The sequence below is a fragment of the Serratia sp. X10 genome, assembly GCF_017811775.1.
Taxonomy (GTDB): Bacteria; Pseudomonadota; Gammaproteobacteria; order Enterobacterales; family Enterobacteriaceae; genus Serratia; species Serratia ureilytica.
In genome coordinates this window covers 32,720-55,964 of sequence record NZ_JAEIOH010000006.1, presented here as the reverse complement: position 1 = coordinate 55,964, position 23,245 = coordinate 32,720, and the positions used below count along the sequence as shown (strand labels likewise).

The 23,245-nt window shown below is 57.2% G+C and carries 16 protein-coding genes; 7 read left to right on the top strand and 9 right to left on the bottom strand.

From position 1 onward, the window contains the following. Nucleotides 1-65: 65 nt before the first annotated feature. The 3 genes from J9788_RS18645 to ppk1 form a co-directional block, all read right to left on the bottom strand. The gene (locus J9788_RS18645; protein WP_004941600.1) at nucleotides 66-248 is read right to left on the bottom strand and encodes a YfgG family protein; all 183 of its coding nucleotides are present in this window, start codon (nucleotides 246-248) and stop codon (nucleotides 66-68) included. A gap of 181 nt (nucleotides 249-429) precedes the next feature. Beyond that, complete coding sequence (gene ppx, locus J9788_RS18640) at nucleotides 430-1,980, bottom strand: exopolyphosphatase (RefSeq protein ID WP_033632396.1); 1,551 nt, start codon at nucleotides 1,978-1,980, stop codon at nucleotides 430-432. A 10-nt stretch (nucleotides 1,981-1,990) separates the two neighbouring features. Then, entirely contained in the window at nucleotides 1,991-4,054 is a 2,064-nt protein-coding gene (ppk1, locus tag J9788_RS18635) for a polyphosphate kinase 1 (protein WP_033644044.1), read from the bottom strand. A 396-nt stretch (nucleotides 4,055-4,450) separates the two neighbouring features. On the opposite strand from ppk1, the gene J9788_RS18630 reads away from it, so the two are divergent. The 3 genes from J9788_RS18630 to pstB are packed head-to-tail and all read left to right on the top strand — an operon-like array spanning nucleotide 4,451 to nucleotide 9,109. After that, nucleotides 4,451-6,622: an ABC transporter permease subunit gene (locus J9788_RS18630; protein ID WP_182265514.1), complete on the top strand. Its 2,172-nt coding sequence runs from the start codon at nucleotides 4,451-4,453 to the stop codon at nucleotides 6,620-6,622. Next, nucleotides 6,619-8,268 carry a phosphate ABC transporter permease PstA gene (pstA, locus tag J9788_RS18625; protein ID WP_182265513.1) on the top strand — a complete coding sequence of 550 codons (1,650 nt, stop codon included), beginning with the start codon at nucleotides 6,619-6,621 and terminating at the stop codon, nucleotides 8,266-8,268. The genes J9788_RS18630 and pstA overlap by 4 nt, the downstream gene beginning before the upstream one ends. 28 nt (nucleotides 8,269-8,296) lie before the next feature. Continuing rightward, nucleotides 8,297-9,109 (top strand): phosphate ABC transporter ATP-binding protein PstB, encoded by an 813-nt coding sequence (gene pstB / locus J9788_RS18620; RefSeq protein WP_182265512.1) that lies wholly within the window; start codon nucleotides 8,297-8,299, stop codon nucleotides 9,107-9,109. A gap of 64 nt (nucleotides 9,110-9,173) precedes the next feature. Here pstB and J9788_RS18615 read toward each other — a convergent pair whose 3' ends face one another. Together J9788_RS18615 and J9788_RS18610 are read right to left on the bottom strand one after the other, a co-directional pair. Next, nucleotides 9,174-9,665 carry a TIR domain-containing protein gene (locus tag J9788_RS18615; protein WP_046899189.1) on the bottom strand — a complete coding sequence of 164 codons (492 nt, stop codon included), beginning with the start codon at nucleotides 9,663-9,665 and terminating at the stop codon, nucleotides 9,174-9,176. Continuing rightward, the gene (locus J9788_RS18610; protein WP_182265511.1) at nucleotides 9,662-11,116 is read right to left on the bottom strand and encodes an SIR2 family protein; all 1,455 of its coding nucleotides are present in this window, start codon (nucleotides 11,114-11,116) and stop codon (nucleotides 9,662-9,664) included. The genes J9788_RS18615 and J9788_RS18610 overlap by 4 nt, the downstream gene beginning before the upstream one ends. A gap of 369 nt (nucleotides 11,117-11,485) precedes the next feature. On the opposite strand from J9788_RS18610, the gene J9788_RS18605 reads away from it, so the two are divergent. The 3 genes from J9788_RS18605 (at nucleotide 11,486) to J9788_RS18595 (ending at nucleotide 19,504) form a co-directional block, all read left to right on the top strand. Beyond that, entirely contained in the window at nucleotides 11,486-13,153 is a 1,668-nt protein-coding gene (locus J9788_RS18605; RefSeq protein ID WP_046899187.1) for a ShlB/FhaC/HecB family hemolysin secretion/activation protein, read from the top strand. 61 nt (nucleotides 13,154-13,214) lie between these two features. Continuing rightward, nucleotides 13,215-19,124 carry a DUF637 domain-containing protein gene (locus J9788_RS18600; protein ID WP_182265510.1) on the top strand — a complete coding sequence of 1,970 codons (5,910 nt, stop codon included), beginning with the start codon at nucleotides 13,215-13,217 and terminating at the stop codon, nucleotides 19,122-19,124. Then, a complete protein-coding gene (locus J9788_RS18595; RefSeq protein WP_049186689.1) occupies nucleotides 19,121-19,504 on the top strand; it encodes a hypothetical protein in 384 nt (127 codons plus the stop codon). Before J9788_RS18600 ends, J9788_RS18595 begins: the two co-directional genes overlap by 4 nt. Before the next feature lie 57 nt (nucleotides 19,505-19,561). On the opposite strand, the gene J9788_RS18590 is transcribed toward J9788_RS18595, so the two are convergent. From J9788_RS18590 to purM, 4 genes are all read right to left on the bottom strand, one after another. Then, a complete protein-coding gene (locus J9788_RS18590) occupies nucleotides 19,562-19,777 on the bottom strand; it encodes a hypothetical protein (protein WP_046897407.1) in 216 nt (71 codons plus the stop codon). A gap of 195 nt (nucleotides 19,778-19,972) precedes the next feature. Beyond that, entirely contained in the window at nucleotides 19,973-20,524 is a 552-nt protein-coding gene (gene speG / locus J9788_RS18585; protein ID WP_004941631.1) for a spermidine N1-acetyltransferase, read from the bottom strand. 114 nt (nucleotides 20,525-20,638) lie between these two features. Continuing rightward, nucleotides 20,639-21,277, bottom strand: coding sequence for a phosphoribosylglycinamide formyltransferase (gene purN / locus J9788_RS18580; protein ID WP_182265509.1), 639 nt, complete (start codon nucleotides 21,275-21,277; stop codon nucleotides 20,639-20,641). Next, nucleotides 21,277-22,314, bottom strand: coding sequence for a phosphoribosylformylglycinamidine cyclo-ligase (gene purM / locus J9788_RS18575; RefSeq protein WP_033632401.1), 1,038 nt, complete (start codon nucleotides 22,312-22,314; stop codon nucleotides 21,277-21,279). The genes purN and purM overlap by 1 nt, the downstream gene beginning before the upstream one ends. 255 nt (nucleotides 22,315-22,569) lie before the next feature. Between purM and upp the strand changes: the two genes are divergently transcribed. After that, the gene (gene upp / locus J9788_RS18570) at nucleotides 22,570-23,196 is read left to right on the top strand and encodes a uracil phosphoribosyltransferase (RefSeq protein ID WP_004941642.1); all 627 of its coding nucleotides are present in this window, start codon (nucleotides 22,570-22,572) and stop codon (nucleotides 23,194-23,196) included. The last annotated feature ends 49 nt before the right edge of the window (nucleotides 23,197-23,245 follow it).

Below are 23,245 nucleotides of genomic sequence, written 5' to 3'. Positions count from 1 at the left end.
CTCATTAAAAGATAGAGCATAGCGAGTGCCGGAGTCATTTTTATGAAACGGACGGGGCGCGGCGGTTATTCAGAGGAGGCGTCCTGTTGCGGCGCGCTGACTTCGGCGGCGTTTTGCGCAGCGGCCTGCTTTTTTTCCTGATGATGAGGCACCGCCACCACGGCGGCGTACAGCAGTCGGCCGACTAAAATGATAAAGCTGATAAACAACACTATCTTCGTCATCTGTCCGGTGGTTTTCTTGCGCATATATCACCCGGTATGCCGGTGTCCTGTGTTATTCGCTCGAGAATTTGTAACCGGATTTTAGGCGCTGATGACAAAAGTTGTCCATTTTTTTCCGGCGAGCGGCGCGCCGTATTAGGGTTTCGTTTACGTTGGCGGAGCGAGGGCGGAAAGAAAAACCCCCTGGCTGGCAGGGGGCGGGGGATCAGGCGGAGCGCTGTTCGTCTTGCGAGCCTTCTTCGTCGATCAGCAGCTTCCAGCCGACGACGTCATTCCAGTAGGCCTGCTCGCGCTCGAAGTCCAACTGCACCAGGTTGTTTTGCGCCAGGTAGCCGGCCGGGAAGCGCAGCGTCCAGTGGTTGTCGTCGGTGGTCAGGCGCAGCGTTTCCGGCGTGGTGGTCGACTGGCGCTGGTTATTGAGCAGGGTGCTCAGACGCAGCAGCTGGATCAGCGGCAGGTAGTGTTTCTTTTTGAACAGGTTGAGGCGCGGCAGCTCTTCCAGCTTGATCGCCTTGCGGTGGAAACGCACCAACGCCGCCAACAGCAGCTGCTGTTCCTGGTTAAAGCCAGGCAGGTTGGAGTTTTGCAGAATGTAGGCCGAATGGCGATGCATGCCGCTGTGGTTGATGCTCAGCCCCACTTCGTGCAGCATGGCGGCCCATTTAAGCAGGGCTTCCAATTGCGGATGCACCAGCTTGGTGTTTTGCGCCATCCACTGCGAATAGAGCAGTTCGGTGGTTTCCAGCACCCGCTTGGCCTGTTCGCGGTCGATGTTGTAGTGATCGGCCAGGCTTTTGGCGGTGCGGCTGCGGATGTCCTGGTGGCGGAAGCGGCCTTCCATTTCATACAGCACGCCTTCGCGCAGCGCGCCGTCAGACAGGCGCAGATCGCGGATCGCCAGCGCATCGAACACGCCGCACAGGATAGCCAGCCCCGGCACGAACACCGATTGGCGATCTTCCGACAGCCCCGGCAGGCTCAGTGAGCTGAAGCTTTTGAACTGCAGCACCTGTTCGGCGAGCATTTCCAGGCGTTCGAGGGTGATCAGACCGTCTTTTTCGCCCATTGCCACCAGCACTTCGTGGGCGGCCTTGATGGTGCCCGAGGCGCCCAGCGCGTACTGCCAGCCCTGAATGCGGTACTGCCAGGCCAGCGTTTCCAGCTTCTGCGCCGCCGCCAGCCGCGCGCGGCGGAAGTTGTTTTTGCTGATCTCGCCGCCGGGGAAGAACAGCTGGGCGAAGCTGACGCAGCCCATGCGGCGGCTTTCCGCCAGCAGCGGCTCGAAGTCTTCGCCGATCACCAGCTCGGTCGAGCCGCCGCCGATGTCGATCACCAGCTTGCGGCCTTTCTCCGGTTGAGTGTGCTCCACGCCCATGAAGATCAGGCGCGCTTCTTCCTGGCCGGCGATGATTTCGATCGGGTAGGGGATCACTTTGGCGGCGCGCTTGAGGAACACTTCGGCGTTCACCGCCTGGCGCAGGGTGTGGGTCCCGACAATGGTGACGTTATCCGCCGGGAAGCCCTGCAGCCGTTCGGCAAACAGCGCCAGGCAGGCCAGGCCGCGTTCTATCGCCTCTTCACTGAGTACGTTGTTGCTGTCCAATCCGTCGGCGAGGTGCACCCGCTGTTTTAAACGGCCCAATACCTGTAAGGCGCCGTTGACGACGCGGGCGATCACCATGTGGAAACTGTTCGACCCGAGGTCGATGGCGGCGATTTCCTGCGGTTTGTTCGTTGCAGTGTTTTTTAGCGGCATAGTTGCTGGCCTACTGTCCTGGTTGTTCCAGAGCTTTTAAATACTCGTAAATAGCCACCTGGGCGCGCACTTTGCGGCGGTTGCCGCGCGGCACGTACTGGTTGCTCAGTTCTTTATCCACATAACGGGCCTTGACCGTATCGCTGAACAGGATCTCCAGAATGTCCAGAACGCGCTGTTTCAGCGCCGGATCCAGCAGCGATACCGCCACTTCGATACGGTAATCTATGTTGCGGGTCATCCAGTCGGCGGAGGACAGATACACCCGTTTGTCACCTTTGTTGTCGAAAACGTAAACCCGATCGTGTTCCAAAAAGCGATCGACGATGCTGATCACCTGAATATTGTCGCTGATCCCCGGCAGGTTGGGAATCAGGGAACACATGCCCCGCACCAGCAGGCGGATCTTCACGCCGGCGCCGGACGCGGTATATAACCGATCTACCAGCCCTTTATCCACCAGATTATTTATTTTCAACATAATGCCGGCCTGTTCCCCGGCCTGGGCGTTGGCGATTTCGTTGTCGATCAGCTCATACAGCTTCAGGCGCGAGTTCTGCGGCGACACCATCAGGTTGTCGAAGGTGACCGGCCGGTAGGGGTTCTCGATAAAGTTGAACACCCGGCGCACTTCGTTGGTGATACGCGAGTCGGCGGTCAGCAGCGAATAGTCGGTATAGATGCGCGCGGTTTTTTCGTTAAAGTTGCCGGTGCCGATATGAGCATAGCGCACAATTTCATCGCCTTCACGGCGCGAGATCAGGAACAGTTTGGCGTGGATTTTCAGCCCCGGCGCCGAGAAGATCACGTGTACGCCGGCCTCGGTCAGGCGCTTCGCCCAGTGAATGTTGGCCTCTTCGTCGAAGCGCGCCTGCAGCTCGACCACCACCGTGACCTTTTTGCCGTTGTGTGCGGCATGGATCATCGATTCGATGATGCGCGAGTCTTTCGCCACGCGGTAGATGTTGATTTTGATCGCCAGCACGCTTGGATCGAACGACGCCTGGCGCAGCAGCTCCAGCACGTGCTCGAAGGTGTGGTACGGGTAGTAGAGCAGCACGTCTTTTTCGCGAATGGCGTCGAAGCCGTTGCGGAAACCGTCGAACCAGATGTGGCGCAGACGCGGCAGCGGCTTGTTGACCAGATTGGCCTTGCCGACGTTCGGGAAGCTGATGAAATCTTTAAAGTTGTGATAGCGGCCGCCGGCGATCACCGAATCGTAGTTGGAGATGCCCAGCTTGCCGCGCAGCAGCTCCACCATTTCGTTCGGCATGTCGCGCTGATAAACGAAGCGCACCGGTTCGGCGGTGAGGCGCTGTTTCAGGCTGGAGGACATCAGTTCCAGCAGGCTGGATTCCATTTCGGTCACCAGATCGTACTCGGCGTCGCGGGTCATCTTCATCGAATAGGCGTTGAGCGCGTCGTAGTCGAAGAAGCCTTTGAAAATCTCATCCAGGCAGTAACGCAGAATGTTGTCCAGCAGGATCATCGGCTTGCGGCGGCGCGGCGCTTCCGGCGGCAGATTGACGAAGCGCGGCACTTTGTCCGACGGGATTTCCAGCAGCGCATAGTCGGTGCGCGCGCCGCGGATAATTTCCACCGCCAGATAGGTGTAATCGTCTTTCAGGAACTGCACCAGATTGGTGTCGTGGTTGATCAGGATCGGCGTGATGTGCTGGCGCAGATGCTGTTTGAAATACTGGCGTAGCCAGATTTGCTGGTTTTCGGACACCTGGCGTTCGTTGATCAGGAAGATCTGGTTGCGCGCCATTTCCAGCAGCAGATCGTTGTACAGGCCGTCGAATTCCTGATCGGTTTTCAGCACCTTGGCCTGGATCTTTTTCAGCAGGTGGCGCGAGGCACCGGCGGAGCCCTGCTCTTCGCTGATCAGGATGCGGCGTTTGAGATCGGCGAAGCGGACTTTATAGAACTCGTCGAGGTTGTTGGAGTAAATGCCCAGAAAACGCATTCGTTCAATCAGGGGATTGCTCTTATCTGCGGCTTCCTGCAACACGCGTTCATTAAAGGATAACCAGCTTAGTTCTTTTTCGATGTAGAGCTTTTCCTGACCCATTGCCACTCCAGTTCAATTTTAGAATAGGATCCGGGACGCAGCGCCCGGATGCCGCTCTAGTGTCCTTCATCATTATTGCGAGAGATTGACAGGAAAGTCCAACATATCCATTGCGTTGGCGCGCGGCGTTTTTCGCCGGCAAGAAATTTTCCCCACGGTGGGATGCCCGGCAGTGAAACGATCAGCATGAAATGACGGTTAGCAGGCTTATTTTTGGCGTTATAAAGCGTGTTTATGGTCATTTTTCAGCAATATATCAAATTCATATTGTCTTTTTGCAGTGTAAAAAACCTGGGTTGATTCGGGTAACTTTGTCATGCAAACGTCATAAAACTGACATAAGATGCCCGGTTATCTTACGGCGTAAGCCCGATTACATCAGCGACAGCGAGACACATGACACAGACGACGGCAAATCAACATCCCCGAGATCGCCTGCGCGGGCGCATCGACCGCGGCGTGCAGGCGGCAGTGACCGCCTGCGGGCTGATGGTGCTGATGACGTTGATGCTGATCTTCGTTTATCTGCTGTTTGCGGTGCTGCCGCTGTTCAAACCGGCCTCGGTTGGGCAGGCTCAGCCACTGCCGATTGCGGCGTCTTCCCCGGCGCTGGCGTTGGGCATGGACGTGCAGCAGCACGTCGGTTATCGCATCGATGCGCAGGGCGCGGGGCAATTTTATCGTCTGTCGCCGGCGCCGAGCGGCCAGGCTCAGACACCGCTGGCGCAGCAAACGCTGCTGGCCAAACCGGTGCTGCTCGCGCAGGCCGCCGGCGAGCGCGATCTGTTTGCGCTGGCGCAGGCCGACGGCCGGTTGGTGGTGGCGCGCGCGGATTTCGCCACGGCGGAAAACGGCCGGCCGCAGTGGCTGTTCCCGCTCGGGCAACCGCCGCTGGCGCTGGATCCGCAGCGCAAGCCGCTGAAGCTGTTGTCGCTGGCGGATGCGCATCGCGGGCAGTACCTGCTGGCCGGGGTGACCGACGATCGGCGGCTGGTGTTCGGCCGTTTCAGCCCGGATCGGCCGCCGCAGTTCAGCGAACGTACGCTGGAACACGACGCCGAGCAGTTGGTGCTGACGCCGGATGGCCGCCAGCTTTACCTGCTGGCGGGCAACCGGCTGGCGCGTTACCAGATCGACGGCGCGCAGCTGCAGCTGCGTGAAACGCGCACCTTGGGCGAACACGCCCCGTACCAGATGACGGCGCTGCCCGGCGGCAGCGCGCTGCTGATCAAGGGCGCCGACGGCAACCTGCGCGAGTGGTTCGAGGTGGAAAAAGAGCAGCGCTGGCGCCTGACGCCGGTACAGCATTTCGACCACGGCGCCGACGGGCAGGAGCTGACGGTGGCTGAACCTTATCGCCGGGTGTTCGCCACCCTGCGGCCTGATGGCGGCTTCTCGCTATTCTCTACCATTCAACCGCAGCCGCTGCTGAATACCCGTTTGGGCGCCGAGGTGCGGCAAATGGCGTTCGCGCCGCGCGGCGATGGCCTGCTGCTGGAGAGCGCGCAGGGCTGGCAGCGCTATGCGCTCGACAACCCGTATCCGGACGTCACCTGGCGTTCGCTGTGGGGCAAGGTGTGGTACGAGAACTACCCGCAGCCGGCCTATGTCTGGCAGTCCACTTCCGGCGAAGACAGCTACCAACCTAAATTCAGCCTGATGCCGGTGATCTTCGGCACCTTCAAGGCGGCGGCTTACGCGATGCTGTTCGCCATCCCGCTGGCCTTGGCCGGCGCCATCTATACCGCTTACTTTATGACGCCGGGGCTGCGGCGAGTGATCAAACCGGCTATCGAAGTGATGGGCGCGTTGCCGACGGTGGTGATCGGGCTGGTGGCCGGCATCTGGCTGGCGCCGATCATCGAGCAGTATCTGTTGGCGGTGCTGGCGTTGCCGCTGCTGCTGGCGGCGGCGGTGCTGCTGTGCGGCGCGTTGACCCATCGCTTTATGCCGCGCTGCCGGCCGGGCGTCGATCTGCTGTTGCTGTTGCCGCTGCTGGCGTTGACGGTGTGGCTGGCGTTCAGCCTGGGGCCGTGGCTGGAGGTGGCGCTGTTCGGTGAGCCGCTGCATTTCTGGCTGGGGGATAATTATGACCAGCGCAATGCGCTGGTGGTGGGCGTGGCGATGGGGTTCGCGCTGGTGCCGATCATCTTCTCGCTGGCGGAGGATGCGCTGTTCAGCGTACCGGCCACCCTGAGCCAGGGCTCTTTGGCGCTGGGCGCCACCCAATGGCAGACGGTGATCAAGGTGGTGCTGCCATCCGCCAGCGCCGGCATTTTCTCCGCGCTGATGATCGGCTTTGGCCGCGCGGTGGGAGAAACCATGATCGTGCTGATGGCCACCGGCAACACGCCGATTATTGACGGCAGCCTGTTCCAGGGGCTGCGCGCGCTGGCGGCCAATATCGCCATCGAAATGCCGGAGGCGGTATCCGGCAGCAGCCATTACCGCGTGCTGTTCCTGACTGCGCTGGTGCTGTTTGTCTTCACCTTCGTGTTCAACACGCTGGCGGAGGCGGTGCGCCTGCGGCTGCGCAAGCGCTACACGCCGAATCAGGAGGCGCCATGAAGAACTGGGTGAAGAGCGGGTCGCCGTGGATATGGCTGACCGCCGGTTCGGTGGCCGTCAGCCTGCTGGCGCTGATCGGCATTCTGTTGCTGCTGGCCGGGCAGGGGATGCGCTATTTCTGGCCGAGCCCGGTTTATCAGTTCGAACTCAATCAGAACGGCGCCGGACCGGTGACGGTGATCGGCGAGTTGTATCAGCAGCAAAGTATTTCCCGGCGCCAGCTGGCCGAGGCGGGCGTCACGCCGCCGGGCGAGGCGCAGAACGTCGAACGTTATCTGATTAAGGTCGGCAACCGCGAGCGCGAGGGGCAGGATTTCCGCACCTTGCTGGCCAGCGATGTCCACAGCCAAAGCACGCCGCGCAGCCTGCTGGTGCTGGAACGCGACAGCCACGGCACCGCCTACGGTTATCTGGCGGGGCTGCTGGAAGATGGGCAACCGCTGACTGGCCGCAATCTGGGGCAGGCGTTGCAGCAGCGCCTGCCGCAAATCGCCGCGCTCTCGCGCCAGGCGCACGACATTCAATTCCGCGACATGGCGCGCATCAATCAGCAGTTTGACGCGCTGCGGCTGCGGGAAAAGCGCCTGCAGCGCGACGATAAGCTGGACGCCCGCGCACAGGACGCCATCAAGGCCGAACGGCTGGAGCTGCAGCGGCAGTATCAGCTGTTGTCCGAACGTCTGGCGGGGCTGAACCGCGATCGCCAGCGCGACGCGTTGCTGCTGCGCGACATGCACGGGCAGACGTTGACCATTCCGCTCAGCCAGGTGCGCGATGCCTGGTACCCGAACGCCATGAGCACCTCCGAGAAGCTGGCGCACTGGGGCGAGCAGGTGAAGAAGTTCCTCACCGACAGCCCGCGCGAAGCGAATACCGAAGGCGGGGTGTTCCCGGCCATTTTCGGCACGGTGTTGATGGTGATCCTGATGTCGATCGTGGTGATGCCGTTTGGCGTAATTGCGGCGGTATATCTGCACGAATATGCCGGCAACAATCTGCTGACGCGGGTGATCCGCATCGCGGTGGTCAACCTGGCCGGCGTGCCCTCGATCGTCTATGGCGTATTCGGCCTCGGCTTCTTCGTTTATATGATTGGCGGCACGCTCGATCAGCTGTTCTATCCTGAGTCCCTGCCCAACCCGACCTTCGGTACGCCCGGCGTGCTGTGGGCGGCGCTGACGCTGGCGCTGCTGACGCTGCCGGTAGTGATCGTCGCCACCGAGGAAGGGCTGTCGCGCATTCCCGCCTCGCTGCGGCAGGGCTCGATGGCGCTGGGCGCCAGCCGGGCCGAGACGCTGTGGCGCATCGTGCTGCCGATGGCGGCGCCGGCGATGATGACCGGCCTGATCCTGGCGGTGGCGCGCGCCGCCGGGGAGACCGCGCCGCTGATGCTGGTGGGGGTCGTGAAATCGGTGCCGGTGCTGCCGGTAGACGAGATTTTCCCGTATCTGCACCTGGAGCGGAAGTTCATGCATTTGAGCTTCCAGATCTACGATATGGCATTCCAGAGCCCGAGCGTAGAGGCGGCGCGGCCGCTGGTGTTCGCCACCGCCTTCCTGCTGGTGACGATCGTGGTGAGTTTGAATCTGGCGGCGATGGGTATCCGCCATTCGTTGAGGGAGCGGTACCGAGCATGGTCGCAGTAACAATGACGCTATTTTTGGGGAGTGCGTAATGGGTTTGATGACGCCAGGCAGTTTGCCCCGGCTGGATGTCCAGCATCTCGACGATGAACAGACCGCGCTGGCGGTCAACGGCCTGAACCTGTTTTATGGCGACAAACAGGTGCTGCACGATATTTCGCTGCGTATCCCGAAGCACCGGGTGACGGCTTTGATCGGCCCCTCGGGCTGCGGCAAATCGACGCTGCTGCGCTGTTTCAACCGCATGAACGATCTGGTGGACAACAGCCGCATCGAGGGCGAACTGCAGCTGAACGGCGCGGCGATCTCCGGCGCGCAGATCGACGTGGCGGCGCTGCGGCGGCGGGTGGGCATGGTGTTCCAGCGGCCGAACCCGTTCCCGAAATCGATTTATGAAAATGTGGTGTACGGCCTGCGGCTGCAGGGCGTGCGCGACCGGCGTTTGCTGGATGAGGCGGTGGAGCGTTCGCTGCGCGCCGCCGCGCTGTGGCATGAGGTGAAGGACCGGCTGCGCGAAAACGCGTTCCGCTTGTCCAGCGGCCAGCAGCAGCGCCTGGTGATCGCGCGCGCCATCGCCATCGAGCCGGAAGTGTTGCTGCTCGACGAGCCGACCTCGGCGTTGGATCCGATCTCCACGCTGACCATCGAAGAGCTGATTTCCGCACTCAAGCAGCGCTATAGCGTGGTGCTGGTGACGCACAACATGCAGCAGGCGGCGCGCGTCTCCGACTACACCGCCTTTATTCATCAGGGGCGGCTGGTGGAATACAACGATACCGACGCGATTTTTACCTCGCCGCGCCAGCGCCGCACCGAGGATTATATTACCGGGCGGTATGGGTGAGGCGTTTGGACTATGAACAAACGAAAGGCTGCACAACTGTGCAGCCTTTTGTCTATCAGGGGCATCAGTAATTTGCGCGGATGCGGATCGCTTCTTCTACCCACTCAGCCAGATTTTCTTTGATGTGGTTATAGACATTGGTGCTGGTCAGGTAAGGCGGATCATAGGCTTTGGCGATCGCGGAGAGCTTTGTGTCACCCAGCTTGATGTGATCCAACGGGTTTTTACCTTTCTCTGTTTGGTCGCCGGCGCTGTCTTTCAGGTTATGGATATACACCACCAGCACGCCCATGCCTTTTTTCCAGGCCTCGCAGATTTCGAAATTAATCCATTTGCGATTAGCGGTATCTTTACCGGCGAGAATCACGGCGCAACTGCGGTTGTCCAACTGGCTTTTGATCCAATCGGCAATGGCTTTATCGCCGCCTTTTTTCACCTCCTCCCAATCATTATCCGTGGCCGGCCGGTTACCTTCCAGCGTGCCCATTTCACGTATCTGAGAAGCGCGCCAGTTGTCCGGCTCATAATGGAAACTGTAAAAACATTTTCTGGTCATCGGGGGTTATCCTTAGTAATGATATCGATAAGAGCCAACAGGCATTTTTTCTTCTCCGCCAGGCTGCCCGGTTCGTTAAGCTGATCCAGCAGATTCATGGCGGCGGGGTGGCGGTGGTAGAGGGTTTCTTTCATCTCCTCCTTGATTTTTCGGTAGATCTCGGCGGATGCGCTGCCGGTACAACCGATAGGTATGCAGACGCAGCCTTGTTCCGTGGCGATCTGGAACTCTTGCAGTAAACCGTCGGCCAGCACGTATTCGTCCTCGGCGTTACGTTTGTTGCCGAACAAAAAGATTGCGATGCCGCTGAGCGAAATCATGTTCTGACGGTATTCGTGCCAAAGTGCCGGTAGGGTAATGCCGCCGCTGGCGAATTGGGGGAAAGGACGCAGCACCAGCTGGCTTTCGCTGATTTTTCCCTGGCTGTCGTAAATGGCTTCCAAGGCGCCGTTGATCACCGCCGTGCCTACGCCCCAGCCGAAGCCGTTGACGATGCGGTACTGTTTGCGGATAAGCAGGCGCGCCAGACGATGTATGAACTGGATGGATTCTTCACGGGCATAAGGATGGTAGTTGTCGGCGCTGCCGGAGATAAACACCGTGCTTTTCTTAAACTGCGTTTCGATGGCATACAGCAGGTCGGTGATTTGCCGATAGTCATCCACCAGCAGCGTTTGAATGCCGTAACGGCGCAGATCGTTGATCATCAAGCTTTGTTTACGGCTGTTGTAGTCACAGGACGCCTGATCTTCACTGCCGCTGTCGCCGAGCTGAACGCGCCGCATAATGCAATAGTGATTTCTTTTCCCTTCGGCATACTGTGCATAGAGGCGGCTCAACACATACTGCAGATTGGGATCTTCGAAGCTGAAACCGATAAACAGAAACGTTTTAGCGGTCAGTTCCGCCATCAGCATGTTGATAAAGGGAAGGTGTGTGCGGGAGTAAGTCTCGTATTGTTCGCGGGTGATAATCGCCTGGTTGGGATTTTTATAGTCACCATGCATTTTATATAAAACAACATCACGTTTGTGAATGTTATTGGTCAGGCTTTCTGGTGTGGTTTTAACGTCGCATACGCGATTATAACGGGCATAGGTTTTTTCAATCAGGTCGTCGTAGTTAGTGGTCCAAAGTGACGCTATCGGTAATCTGGCGATAATTCGGTGGTTTTCTGTTTCTTCTGCTTGCTCAGCGAATTCTGTAATTATTTTTTGATTTATCTTATGTCTGTTGCCTTTTTCATTGAGGTGATACTGCGCCAGGGAAATAAGATCGCTCTCTTTTTCGATATCCAGCCCCAGTTCATAAGCGATATCGCCGATAAGCTCTTTCCAGCTAACGAAACCGGCGGGGATAGACAGCCCGGCGCCGGCGAACAGTGCGGCGCTGCCAGCTTTAATATCATTAACGTAATCACGAATAAACAGTTCTATATCACGGTTAAACATGAGGCTATCCCCGATATTGTTTTTCTTTATTGGTTAACTAATAACTATGTTTTTTATGTATTAATTATTAAAGCATAACTACCAAGATAAAAGGGTGAATTAACTTTGTAAACTCTGCTTGTTTGTTTTTGTCGATATTGAGCGTGTTATTTTTATATTGAATTTATTTGTTTTTATTATTCGGTTTTTTAATTTTAATATTAATTAAATGCGCTCTGGGTAATAAGCTGCAGTAGCTGTGGCATATGCGCATTTTTTCCGCGTTGTGATTTAGATCAAACAAAAATAATTCTCATTATCATTGATTGGCGACATAAAATGTATATACTTCGCTAAGGTATGTAAGTTAACGTAAATGGATGTATTTAAATGTGTGCATGGAAGCCGAGGGTTTGGCCTGTGCTTTTGGCGTTTTGCAGCTCGGCGTGGTGCGCGGAAATCACCAGCCCTGCCGATCGCGACAGCATTACCCAACAGCAGAAAACGTTGCTGGAACAGGCCCAGCAACAGCGTGAGGCGCTGCAGAACAACGTTGAATTGCAGGCGTTACCGCTGCCTGTACCGGCCGCCGCAGGAGCGGTTTGCCAGCCGGTGCGGCAGATTGTTTTTGAGGGCGCCGAGCATCTTTCCTGGTCGGTAAAAGAAAGCCTGGCGCGCCCGTATCAGGGGCGCTGCCTGACGCTGGAGCACATCAACCGTCTGGTGCGCGAAACCACCAACGCTTATCTGCAACGCGGCTATGTCACCTCACAGGCCTGGCTGCAGGAGCAGGATATCTCCCGCGGCGTGTTGATCGTCAGCGCCAGCGAGGGGCGAATCGAGTCCATCACGCAAAACGGCGAGCAGACGCCGGCGTTGAAGATGGCGTTCCCCGGTCTGGTTGGTGGCGTATTGAATCTGCGCGATATTGAGCAGGGCATGGAGCAGCTCAACCGCCTGCCCTCGCAACAGGTGACTATCGATATCCAACCTGGCGAGCAACCCGGCTTTTCCAACGTGGTTTTGCTGCGTGGCGCCACGCGCGCGCCGGTTTCTTTTTCTTTCGGCGCGGATAACAGCGGCCAGAAAAGCACCGGCACCGGACAGATGAACGCCGCCTTCTCGCTGGATAATCCGCTGCGTCTTGCGGATCAATGGTCGCTTTCCGCAGCGCGCAATAACGATTTCAGCCCGCATCATCGCAGCCGCAGCCTGAACGGCAGCGTCACCTTCCCCTATGGCTATTGGCTGTTCAGCTATCAGTACGCCTGGAACGATTTTTTCCAGCAGGTGCCGTTCAACGGTGCCGCTTACCGTTATCAGGGCAACAACCAGACCCAGCGTTTGGGCGCGAACCGCACGTTGCTGCGGGATGGCAAACGTAAGCTGGCCATCGATATCGGGCTGGCGCGGCGCACCACGGAAAATAAGCTGGCGGGGGAACGGTTGAGCGTCAGCAGCCCGACGCTCAGCATCGCCAGCCTGGGCCTCAATTACAGTGCGGTCGCGGGCGGCGGTTATATGACGCTGAACCCAACGATAAGCCGTGGGCTGCGCATGCTGGGCGCCACCGCCGACGATCCGCAGCGAAACGGGGCGCCGCGCAGCGAGTTCCGTAAGCTTGGCCTCAGCGCCAGTTATTTCTATCCGCTCGCCCCCTCTCTTTACTACCTGACCTCGGCCTACGGGCAAACCAGCGCAGACAACCTGTATGCCGGCGAGCGCATTTCCATCGGCGGGCAATACTCGGTGCGCGGCTTTAAAGAGCAGTACCTGACCGGTAATCGCGGCGCCTACTGGCGTAATGAACTCAACTGGCAATGGCAGACCTTGCCGGGACTGGGGGAGCTCTCTTTGACCGGCGCGTTAGACGCCGGCTGGCTGCAGGGGCGCGCCGGGCAGATAGACGGCGGCAGCGTCGTCGGTGCGGCGCTGGGCGCCACGCTAAGCGGCCGTTGGTTTAATCAGGCGGTCACCGTCGGTAAACCGCTGACGCACCCAGACAGCCTGCAACCGGATCGTTGGGTGGCCTACTGGCAAGCCACCATCACGTTATAACGCCAGCACACAGCAGGAACGCCCTCGGCGTTCAAAACAACATCCTTTCGAAGGAATGAATATGGATAAGCTCAACCCTCCGTTGGCGCGGGGCGCCAGCTATTTGCTGATCTACCTGACGGCTTTCCAGCCGTTGCACCCGGCGTTCGCCGCCGGTATCACCGCCGCCAACGGCAATACGCAGGTGGTTATCAAGCCGGGCGACGTACCGGTGGTGAATATCGCCACGCCGAACGGTGCGGGCATCTCGCACAACACCTATAAAGATTTCAACGTTGGGCCACAGGGCGCCGTGTTGAATAACGCCACGCACGGCGGCAAAACGCAGCTGGGCGTGGAGATCTACAGCGCGCAGGGCAACACCTACCTGAAGGGAAAACCGGCGGAGTTGATCATCAATGAGGTGATCGGCGGCAGTCGTTCCGAGCTGCAGGGCAAGCTCGAGGTATTCGGCAACAAGGCCAACGTGATGATCGCCAACCCGAATGGCATCACCTGCGACGGCTGCGGCTTTATCAATGCCCCGGGCGTGACGTTGACCACCGGCAAACCGCAGTTCGACAAGCAGGGCGCGCTGGAAGCGCTGGAGGTGAAAAAAGGCGGTGTCACCATCGGCGGTAAAGGGCTGGACGGCAGCGGCGCAGACTACGTCGATATCATCAGCCGCGCCACCGAGCTGAACGGCAAAATCAATGCGCAAAATCTGTCGCTGACCCAGGGCGCCAACCGCATCAGCTTCAAGGACGGCAGCATCAAACCGATCGCCGGTGAAGGCGCTAAGCCTCAACTGGCCGTGGATACCAAGGCGCTGGGCGGCATGTACGCCAACAAAATCCGCCTGGTGGCCAATGAGGATGGGGTGGGGGTGAACCTGAAAGACCTCACCAGCAAACAGCGGGATATTACGCTGAGCGTTAACGGTAACCTTGTGCTTAACGGCACCACGCACAGCAAGGGGGACTTCAATGTCAGCGCTAAGGGATTGCACATTACGCCGGGCGCTATCGTACAGGCGGACGGCAACGCCACGTTGGCGACAACGACGCTGGTGAATGACGGGCAAACCAGCACCAGCGGCGATATGCGCATATTCGGCGACCACATCCGTAATGCGGGGGAAAACGCCAAGCTGCACGCCAATAAAAATATGTGGATCCAAAAGGATGCGCAGGGCAACAAGGCTAAATCCGTCGAGAACCGTTCGGCGAAAATCCTGACCAACAGCGGCGACTTGGTGATACGCACGGAGAGTTTGAACAATGTTCGCCAGCAGTTCGCCATTTCCTCCACCAATACGCCGAAGGACAACAAGGATATCGATCGTTGGTTGGCTGATGGTGTGTACGAGGGGCAATTCGATTACCAATTTTTTGATTATTTGGCGGACTTTGAAGATAAAAATTTCACCTGGTTGGGACATGTTGATTTCAAAAAAACGCCTTGGGTCAACAGTGAGCGCGTGCGTTTTACCGTAGTGGCCGACAGCCGTCCCGCAGAAATCATTTCAGGGAAGAATGCCTACATTAATGCGTCGGAATTTTGGAACCACGTCAGCACAATAAAAGCGACTAACGACCTGATTTTAACCGGCAATAATCTGGGCGTGCGCAGTGAAATGACGGGGGACATGAACGACTATGCACTGTTCGAACCGAAGGTGCCGAATCCTAAAGTTGTTTTGGGACATAAATGGCAGGATCAGAAATCGTCGATCCCGGAATATGTCATTTATGTCAAAAAAGGTGGGCAAAAGAGCTGGTCGGCTTCTGGCTATCCTTCCTCAGCCATGTTGGCCGGCGGCAGTTTGGTCGCGGATTTTAAAAACCAGATAGAAATTAAAACTTCGACGCCGGCGGGAAATCAGCTTAGTGAAGTGGTGGCTTCGGGGCGGCCTGACTCGCTGGCAGCTCACAATATTGTGCTGCATGCGGGACGCGTCATCAGTACCGATAAAATAAACGCGCGTAACGACCTGACTGTGGTTGCCGACGATCTGTTTTACACCGACGCAGCTGAGCTGACTGCGGGCAAGAATCTGAACGTTGCAGCAGTGAATGAGTTGGATGCCCGTCAAAGCTATCTGAAAGGACATAATGTCACTTTGACCAGCCGCAACGGCAACGTCAAAGTGCACACTGTACCTAGCCCGCGCTATTTCGGCGTCGATGGTGCCCGCTGGCTGAGCCAATTGAATGCTGCCGGGGACTTAACCTTAAATGCCGGGCAAGGCATTTATCTACGTAACACGCACTTCGCGCCGCAAAGCCAAAATATAGCCATGACGGCGAACGGCACTGTTTCGATTGTCAGAAATGATGAGGCGTTGAATAACGATCGTTTAGCGCAGAATTTATCTCCTGAACAACGACAAACGCAGTTCAACCAACTGCTAAATGCCGGACAGCTGAACGCCAGTGGTTCAGTGCTGCTCAACAGCGGCGGTTATCTGGCGCTGCGCGGGACGCACATTAAAGCAGGCAAAGATGTCACGCTGTTGGCCGGCCATAATGCCGATCTGAACTATCGCGAATTGGGGGGACAATTTAGTCGCCTGTTTCCCTCTTCTCGCACGCCAGAACTGGGCAGCCGGGTACACGCCGGCGGCAACCTGCTGATTAATTCGGCCCGCGACATCGGCACCCAGGGCGGCGCGCTCTCCGCCAACGGTAATATCACGCTGCTGGCCGGGCAGAATCTATGGTTATCGAATGTCGCCTATTCCGCCATTGATGCTGCCAACGACAACAACAAAGACGATCGCCATGTGGTCACTACCCTCAGCGCCGGGAAAAACCTGACCGCGGCGGCGAACAACCAACTGCTGACTTACGGTGCCAGGTTGACTTCCGGCGCTAACATGACGCTAACCTCCGGCGGCGATATGCGCTTCGAGCCGGTGCAAAACCACACTTACCGAGAAGGTGGCAACGAATTTACCGAAACTCGCACCCAGCAAGGGACCGAGCTGAATGCCGGTGGCCTGATGACGGTGATTTCCGGCGGCAGCATTCTGTTCCAGGCGACCAAACTGGTAGTGAAAGGGTTGGGGGCAAACTGGAAACCGCCGGTAGCGGTGACTGATTGGGGCAGCCGCATCGCCGTTGCCGAGCAGCAACTTCAAAATGCGCAGCAGCGCATTAATCAGGCGCAGCAGGATAAGAGTCGCGCTGAACAAGCGAAGCACGGTAAAAGCAATGAGTTAACTACGCTGCAGCGTGACATTAACTCGCTAAAACAAAGACAAGCGGAGGTAATCAAGAAATCTCAAGAGTTTACAGCCAAGCACGGCAAGCTAATGGAAATAAACGACTGGGGTTTATGGCAACAAAGTGCTGCCATCGCAGCCGAAGGTATCGGCATTACCCATGATTTATTGGAAAAGGAGAAGCGAGCGAATGCGCTCCCCAATGAAATCAATGCCGAACAATCCGCCCTCAATGATGCACAACAGCGCCTCTCTCAGGCCACCCAAGACCGCGATGGCGCACAATCACGTCTGACTACCGCACGCAATGAAGCTAAAAGCAAAGGGGCAGACGAGGCTAAGCAAAAAGCTCAGGTCGACGCTCACAACCAGGCTGAAGCCATGCGCGCCGGGAATATGGATATCGCCGCCAAGGGCGGCTATCTCTACGCCCAGGCGATGGAAGAGTCCAGCCATTACGAAAAAAAGGAAACCAAGCGCAAATGGTGGGGCAAGAAAACCGAGGTTAAGCAGACCCGCCACGACGTGACCAACAAGGTCACCGAGTTTACCGCCGCCGGCAATATCACGCTGATGAGCCGCGACGACAGTACCTATGAAGCCAGCAAAATCGCCGCCGGGCAAAACGCGCGCCTGACCAGTACTCATGGTCAGGTTAACTTCAGGGCAGTGAAGAACACTAGCTTCGAACAGACCGTCAGCAATTCGAAAGGCTTCTTTATCAAGCAGGCCAATAAAGGCTACGAAGACAATAAGTGGGTGTTGCCGAGCATTCATACCGGTGGTGCCTTGACCGTAGAGGCCGCCAAGGGCGTCAACGCCGATGTGAAGGTGAAAAACGGCCAGGCGCTGCAAAGCGCCATCGACGCGCTGGGCAATACGCCGGGCACCACCTGGGTCAAAGATCTGAATAAGCGCAACGACGTGCAGTGGAGCAAGGTCAAGGACGCCTACGACAGCTGGGATTACAAGAGCCAGCACCTGAACCCAGCGGTGGCGGCGGTGATCGCCATCGCGGCCGCAGCGGTGACCGCAGGCAGTTCACTGGCGGCCACGGCGGCCTCCAGCGTTTCCGGCGCCGTGGGCGGCGGGGCGGTAACCAGCGGCGCGGTCACCGCCGGGATGTCTTCGCTGGCCTCCCAGGCGGCGGTGGCGCTGGTGGAGAATCAAGGCAACCTGTCGAAAACCCTGCAGGCGCTGGGCAGCAATGAAAACGTCAAGGCGACCGCCACGGCGATGGCGATCGGCGGCGCGCTCAACGGCTTCGACAGCGCGATGGGCTGGAGCAAGGACGCGGCGGGCAAACCGCTCAATCCAAACAACGTCAAACTGCCGCAGCTGAGCAACGGCGACTGGAGCAAGGTGGCGCAGCGGGTGGCCGGGCAATCGGTCATCAGCTCCAGCCTGAATACCGCCATCAATGGCGGCAGCTTCAAGGACAACCTGACCAATGCGCTTCTGGCGAACATCGGTAGCCAGGTTCAGGCCGAGGGCGCCAATCTGATCGGGGATAACGGTCAGGTTCTCGATATACCGGGCCGGGCCGTAAGCCATGCCGTTCTGGCGGGCGTGGCCGCAGAAATCGGCAAGGGCAATGCCAAAGGCGCGGCGGCAGGGGCGCTGGCGGCGGAGCTGGCCGGGGTGATCATCAATGATAATTTGGTCAGAAGTGAAGGTTGGCAGGAGCGTCAGGCTCAAATCAGCCGCGTAGCGGGCGCCTTTGCAGGGGCCATCGTAACCGCCAAAGCCGCAGGCGCCACCAGCGGTGCAAATGCGGGGGAATTTGTCGAACGCTTCAATCGACAGCTGCACCAGGAAGAACTCAACGCGATTAAAGAGTTGGCTAAGGGCGACAAGGAAAAAGAAGCGCGTCTGATGGCGGCTTCATGCCGAAAAGTAGCTTGCACCACGCAAGAGGCGTTGAACTCAGACGAACGCAAGCAGTTTGAAGCCCTGATGAATAAGTACCCGTCAACGCGGGATGAAGACGGCCTCATTGCCAACTACTGGGTACAAAAAGAGCGCCAGCGATTCGGCAACTATCCGGCGTTTGCCGGCTATGACAGCGAAAAGTTATTCACGTATGATTTGGGCGACCAGATAACCGACGGCCAGCTGTTTGCACGCAACCAGCAGATAGAACAAATCAGCAAGTTGACCGGTTGGTCGCCGGACTGGGTGAATGCCTCGGTGATGGCGGTCTCTATTGCCAGCACATTTGCCGGTATGGGCAAAGCGAGCGTCGGCAACCAGTACCTGTCATCCAAACTGGTAGGGCCAACCAGCGCCTGGAAAGGGTATCTGGTCAATGAGAAGACCGTTCAGCAGGCTGCTACATTAAGACAGCAAGTATTGGATGCTAGGGCACCGTTTCCGCAAAACATTCGAAAAAGTGGGAATGCCGCAGTTGCACAAATCGATATCCCAGGCATGCCGAAAACTCTTGCGGCACATAGCCGTGTAGACAAGGCTGAAAAAAGTTTTGTTGGGAAAGGTGGTGGAAACTTCACATATGAAACGATCAAGAATAGTGATGGTAACCCAATCCCCAGAAACCTAGATTCTGAATATAAAATTTTGGATAATCTGGCTGATAAATTGGGGGGGAACATTGCCGCTAAGGGAAAGGTTACCATTTTTACTGAGCGCGTAGCTTGCGACAGTTGCCTTGGTGTCGTGGAACAGTTTCAGAAAAAATATCCAGGAATCAAGGTGGAAGTGCTCGATAACAATAATATACTTCTGATACCGCGGAGGTTGAAATGATAGATGACGAACGTATGAGTTATAAGGACATACGAACTGATTTTTTAGACTGTTTCTACGGCTGTTGCCGAAATATTTTAGATATGAGTAATAAGTCAGGCGAGAAGCCTTTGTATGACGGTATAGAAATAGGATATGCATCATATCAATATGAGCATGTACCTTTTATACCCATAGAAAATTTAATGTTAAATGTGTTTAAGCTTGTTTTAATGGCTGGTAGAGGGCCAGAGGAGGTAGAAATTAATGTCAGAAATAACATATCGGACATATTAAAGGATAGATCTCTAGAAGAGTTACTGCTGGACGCTAGCGAAGAAGAAAAAAACGACTTGCTTTATGACATGGAGCTACTTGGGTTACTGGAACAGTGTAAGTAATATTGTAATTCGGTAATATTTTTTCCTTGAACGGCTCTTCGGAGCCGTTTCTGTTTTTTATCGTCCCCGCCCCGAAACTCGCAACACTACCCCTACCAACAACAACGCAGCGCCCGAGGCATAGATCGGGAACCAGCGCGTCCACCAGAGCGGGGAAAACAGCGGGGTGCTATTGGGATCTGCAGGCGCGTAGCCGCTATAGGTATTCAGGCCGGCGGCGATGGCGAGCATCGCCAGGCCGATAAAAAGCAGCAGGTTTGAGACGGTCGTCATGGCATTTTTCCTTTGTAGAGGTAGAGGGTAATTCTTACTATTAATTATTTTCCGATTAATTATCTTGAGGAATATTATTTACTTTCGTATTCATCAGGCTATTTCCTGACGATAAAATAGCATGCCTTGATACTAGTCGCTTATTTGCCAATAAAAAACCCGCCTGGGCGGGTTTTCTCTTTTTCTCGCTAAGCGTCACTTCACCAGCGGCTTATCATTGGGCGTTTTGAACTTCGCCAGATATTGCGGCTGGAAGATGCACATGCGCAGCACGGTGCGGTATTCGCCGTTGACGAAGAACTCGTCGATCAGCTCGCCTTCCACGTTAAAGCCCAGCTTGCTGTAGATGTGGATCGCCTTCGGGTTCTCCTTGTCGACGATCAGGTACAGCTTGTACAGGTTCAGCACCGAGAAGCCGTAGTCCATCGCCAGGCGGGCGGCGGTGCTGGCGTAGCCTTTGCCCTGGTGGGCGGGATCGATGATGATCTGGAATTCTGCGCGGCGGTGGATGTGATCGATCTCCACCAGTTCCACCAGGCCGACCTTGGCGCCTTCGTGCTCGATGATAAAGCGGCGCTCGCTCTGATCGTGGATGTGTTTGTCGTAGAGATCGGAAAGTTCGACAAAGGCTTCGTAGGGTTCTTCAAACCAATAGCGCATAACGCTGGCGTTGTTGTCCATCTGGTGGACGAACGACAGATCGTCCCGTTCCAATGGGCGTAACCTGACGCTGGCAGTGCTGGACATGTGGGCTCCTCTGTGCCGTGAAATTGTGCAAAGTATAACTTCACAGAATGGATGAAGGCGAAAAAAAACGGCGCCGCGTGGGCGCCGTTTAGGCAAGGTTCAGACTGCGTCGCATCAGTCGGCAGCGTGGCCCTGCGCCGGCAGGCGTTCGCCGTCCAGCCAGGCGGCGCCGTCGCGCATCGCCAGGCGGCCGTCGACGAACCAGCTCACCACCAGTGGATAGATCGTGTGTTCCTGGGTTTGCACCCGTTCAACCACGTCATCCTCTTCATCGTCAGCGAAAATCGGCACCTTGGCCTGTAAAATCACCGGGCCGCCGTCGAGCTGTTCGGTCACGAAGTGCACCGAGGTGCCGTGTTCGCTGTCGCCGTTGTCGATGGCCTGACGATGCGTATGCAGCCCCGGGTATTTCGGCAGCAGGGAAGGGTGGATGTTCAGCATGCGGCCGGCATAGCGCTGCACGAACTGCGGGCTGAGGATACGCATGTAGCCGGCCAGCACCACCAGATCGGGCTGGTACTGGTCGATGGCGTCCGCCAGCGCGGCGTCGAACGCCGTGCGATCGGCGTAAGCCTTGGCATCCAGCGCCTGGGCGGCGATGCCCGCCGCTTCGGCGCGTAGCAGGCCGTAAGCCTGCGCCTTGTTGCTGAATACCGCCACGATCTCGGCGGCGATGCGGCCCTGCTGGCAGGCGTCAATCAGCGCCTGGAGATTGCTCCCCTGGCCGGAGACCAACACCACGATCTTTTTCATCAGTTGATGACCACTTGTTGTTCGTCGGAAGAGGCGGTCAGTTTACCGATTTTCCACGCTTTTTCACCTGCCGCGGTCAGCAGCGCGATGGCCGTTTCCACTTCGGCTTCCGGCAGGGCGATGACCATGCCTACGCCGCAGTTGAAGGTGCGGTACATTTCATGACGGCTGACGTTGCCGGCCTGCTGCAGCCAGGTGAACACCGCCGGCCACTGCCAGCTGGCTTCGTCGATCACCGCCTGCATGCCTTCCGGCAGCACGCGTGGAATATTTTCCCAGAAGCCGCCGCCGGTGAGGTGAGCGATGGCGTGTACGTCAGCCTTCTCGATCAGCTCCAGCACGGACTTCACGTAAATCTTGGTCGGCGCCAGCAGGTGGTCGGCCAGCGGTTTGCCTTCCAGCTGAGTGGCGGTCGGATCGGTGTTGCTCACTTCCAGGATTTTGCGCACCAGCGAGTAGCCGTTGGAGTGCGGGCCAGAAGCGCCCAGGGCGATCAGCGCATCGCCGGACTGCACTTTGCTGCCGTCGATGATCTCGGATTTTTCGACCACGCCGACGCAGAAACCGGCCACGTCGTAGTCTTCGCCGTGGTACATGCCCGGCATTTCAGCGGTTTCGCCGCCCACCAGCGCACAGCCGGACTGTTTGCAGCCCTCGGCGATGCCGGTGATCACGCTGGCCGCAGTGTCTACGTCCAGCTTGCCGGTGGCGTAGTAGTCGAGGAAGAACAGCGGCTCGGCGCCCTGAACCACCAGATCGTTGACGCACATCGCCACCAGATCGATGCCGATGGTGTCGTGGCGTTTCAGATCCATCGCCAGACGCAGCTTGGTGCCCACGCCGTCGGTACCGGAAACCAGCACCGGCTCGCGGTATTTCTGCGGCAACGCACACAGGGCACCAAACCCGCCCAGACCGCCCATCACTTCCGGGCGACGGGTCTGTTTAACTACACCTTTGATGCGATCTACCAATGCGTTGCCTGCATCGATATCGACACCTGCGTCTTTATAGCTGAGAGAGGTTTTGTCGGTCACTGCGCGATTCCCCACGACGATTTGCGGTTTGAAAACTGTGCTTCCGATGTTGATTCCGGAATAAGGCGCGGCAATTCTAACAGCGCAGGCAAACGTTTGCGAGCGGCTTGTGAACCGGCTCCGCTTTTTCGTCATCTATACTGATATTCAAACTTTTGTTGATCCCGATCGGGCTATTGTGGGTGGCGCGGCGAAAAAAAGGAGGTATAATCCCGCGATTTTTTTGGCCGCAACCACCTTAATAGGAGAAAAATGATGAAGATCGTTGAGGTGAAACACCCGCTGGTAAAACACAAGCTTGGCCTGATGCGCGAAAATGACATCAGCACCAAACGCTTCCGTGAGCTGGCCTCAGAAGTGGGTAGTTTACTGACCTATGAAGCGACCGCCGATCTGGAGACGGAAAAAGTCACCATCGAAGGCTGGTGCGGGCCAGTTGAAGTGGATCAGATCAAAGGGAAAAAGATTACCGTCGTGCCAATCCTGCGCGCAGGTCTGGGCATGATGGAAGGGGTGCTGGAGCACGTGCCGAGCGCGCGCATCAGCGTGGTGGGCGTATACCGCGACGAAGAAACCCTGGAGCCGGTGCCGTACTTCCAGAAACTTGTTTCCAACATCGAAGAGCGCATGGCGCTGGTCGTCGACCCGATGCTGGCCACCGGCGGTTCGATGATCGCCACTATCGATCTGCTGAAGAAAGCCGGCTGCCACAGCATCAAGGTGCTGGTTCTGGTCGCGGCGCCGGAAGGCATCGCCGCGCTGGAGAAAGCGCATCCGGACGTTGAGCTGTACACTGCCTCCATCGATCAGTGTCTGAACGACAAGGGCTATATCGTGCCTGGCTTGGGCGATGCGGGCGACAAGATATTTGGTACCAAGTAAACATTTGAGCCGACTTAACGAGTCGGCTTTTTTTTGACTAAAACCTATA

Excerpts from the sequence above, each read along its gene's own strand:
- J9788_RS18645 (WP_004941600.1), bottom strand. The coding sequence starts at position 248 with ATGCGCAAGAAAACCACCGGACAGATGACGAAGATAGTGTTGTTTATC.
- ppx (WP_033632396.1), bottom strand. The coding sequence starts at position 1,980 with ATGCCGCTAAAAAACACTGCAACGAACAAACCGCAGGAAATCGCCGCC.
- ppk1 (WP_033644044.1), bottom strand. The coding sequence starts at position 4,054 with ATGGGTCAGGAAAAGCTCTACATCGAAAAAGAACTAAGCTGGTTATCC.
- J9788_RS18630 (WP_182265514.1), top strand. The coding sequence starts at position 4,451 with ATGACACAGACGACGGCAAATCAACATCCCCGAGATCGCCTGCGCGGG.
- pstA (WP_182265513.1), top strand. The coding sequence starts at position 6,619 with ATGAAGAACTGGGTGAAGAGCGGGTCGCCGTGGATATGGCTGACCGCC.
- pstB (WP_182265512.1), top strand. The coding sequence starts at position 8,297 with ATGGGTTTGATGACGCCAGGCAGTTTGCCCCGGCTGGATGTCCAGCAT.
- J9788_RS18615 (WP_046899189.1), bottom strand. The coding sequence starts at position 9,665 with ATGACCAGAAAATGTTTTTACAGTTTCCATTATGAGCCGGACAACTGG.
- J9788_RS18610 (WP_182265511.1), bottom strand. The coding sequence starts at position 11,116 with ATGTTTAACCGTGATATAGAACTGTTTATTCGTGATTACGTTAATGAT.
- J9788_RS18605 (WP_046899187.1), top strand. The coding sequence starts at position 11,486 with ATGTGTGCATGGAAGCCGAGGGTTTGGCCTGTGCTTTTGGCGTTTTGC.
- J9788_RS18600 (WP_182265510.1), top strand. The coding sequence starts at position 13,215 with ATGGATAAGCTCAACCCTCCGTTGGCGCGGGGCGCCAGCTATTTGCTG.
- J9788_RS18595 (WP_049186689.1), top strand. The coding sequence starts at position 19,121 with ATGATAGATGACGAACGTATGAGTTATAAGGACATACGAACTGATTTT.
- J9788_RS18590 (WP_046897407.1), bottom strand. The coding sequence starts at position 19,777 with ATGACGACCGTCTCAAACCTGCTGCTTTTTATCGGCCTGGCGATGCTC.
- speG (WP_004941631.1), bottom strand. The coding sequence starts at position 20,524 with ATGTCCAGCACTGCCAGCGTCAGGTTACGCCCATTGGAACGGGACGAT.
- purN (WP_182265509.1), bottom strand. The coding sequence starts at position 21,277 with ATGAAAAAGATCGTGGTGTTGGTCTCCGGCCAGGGGAGCAATCTCCAG.
- upp (WP_004941642.1), top strand. The coding sequence starts at position 22,570 with ATGAAGATCGTTGAGGTGAAACACCCGCTGGTAAAACACAAGCTTGGC.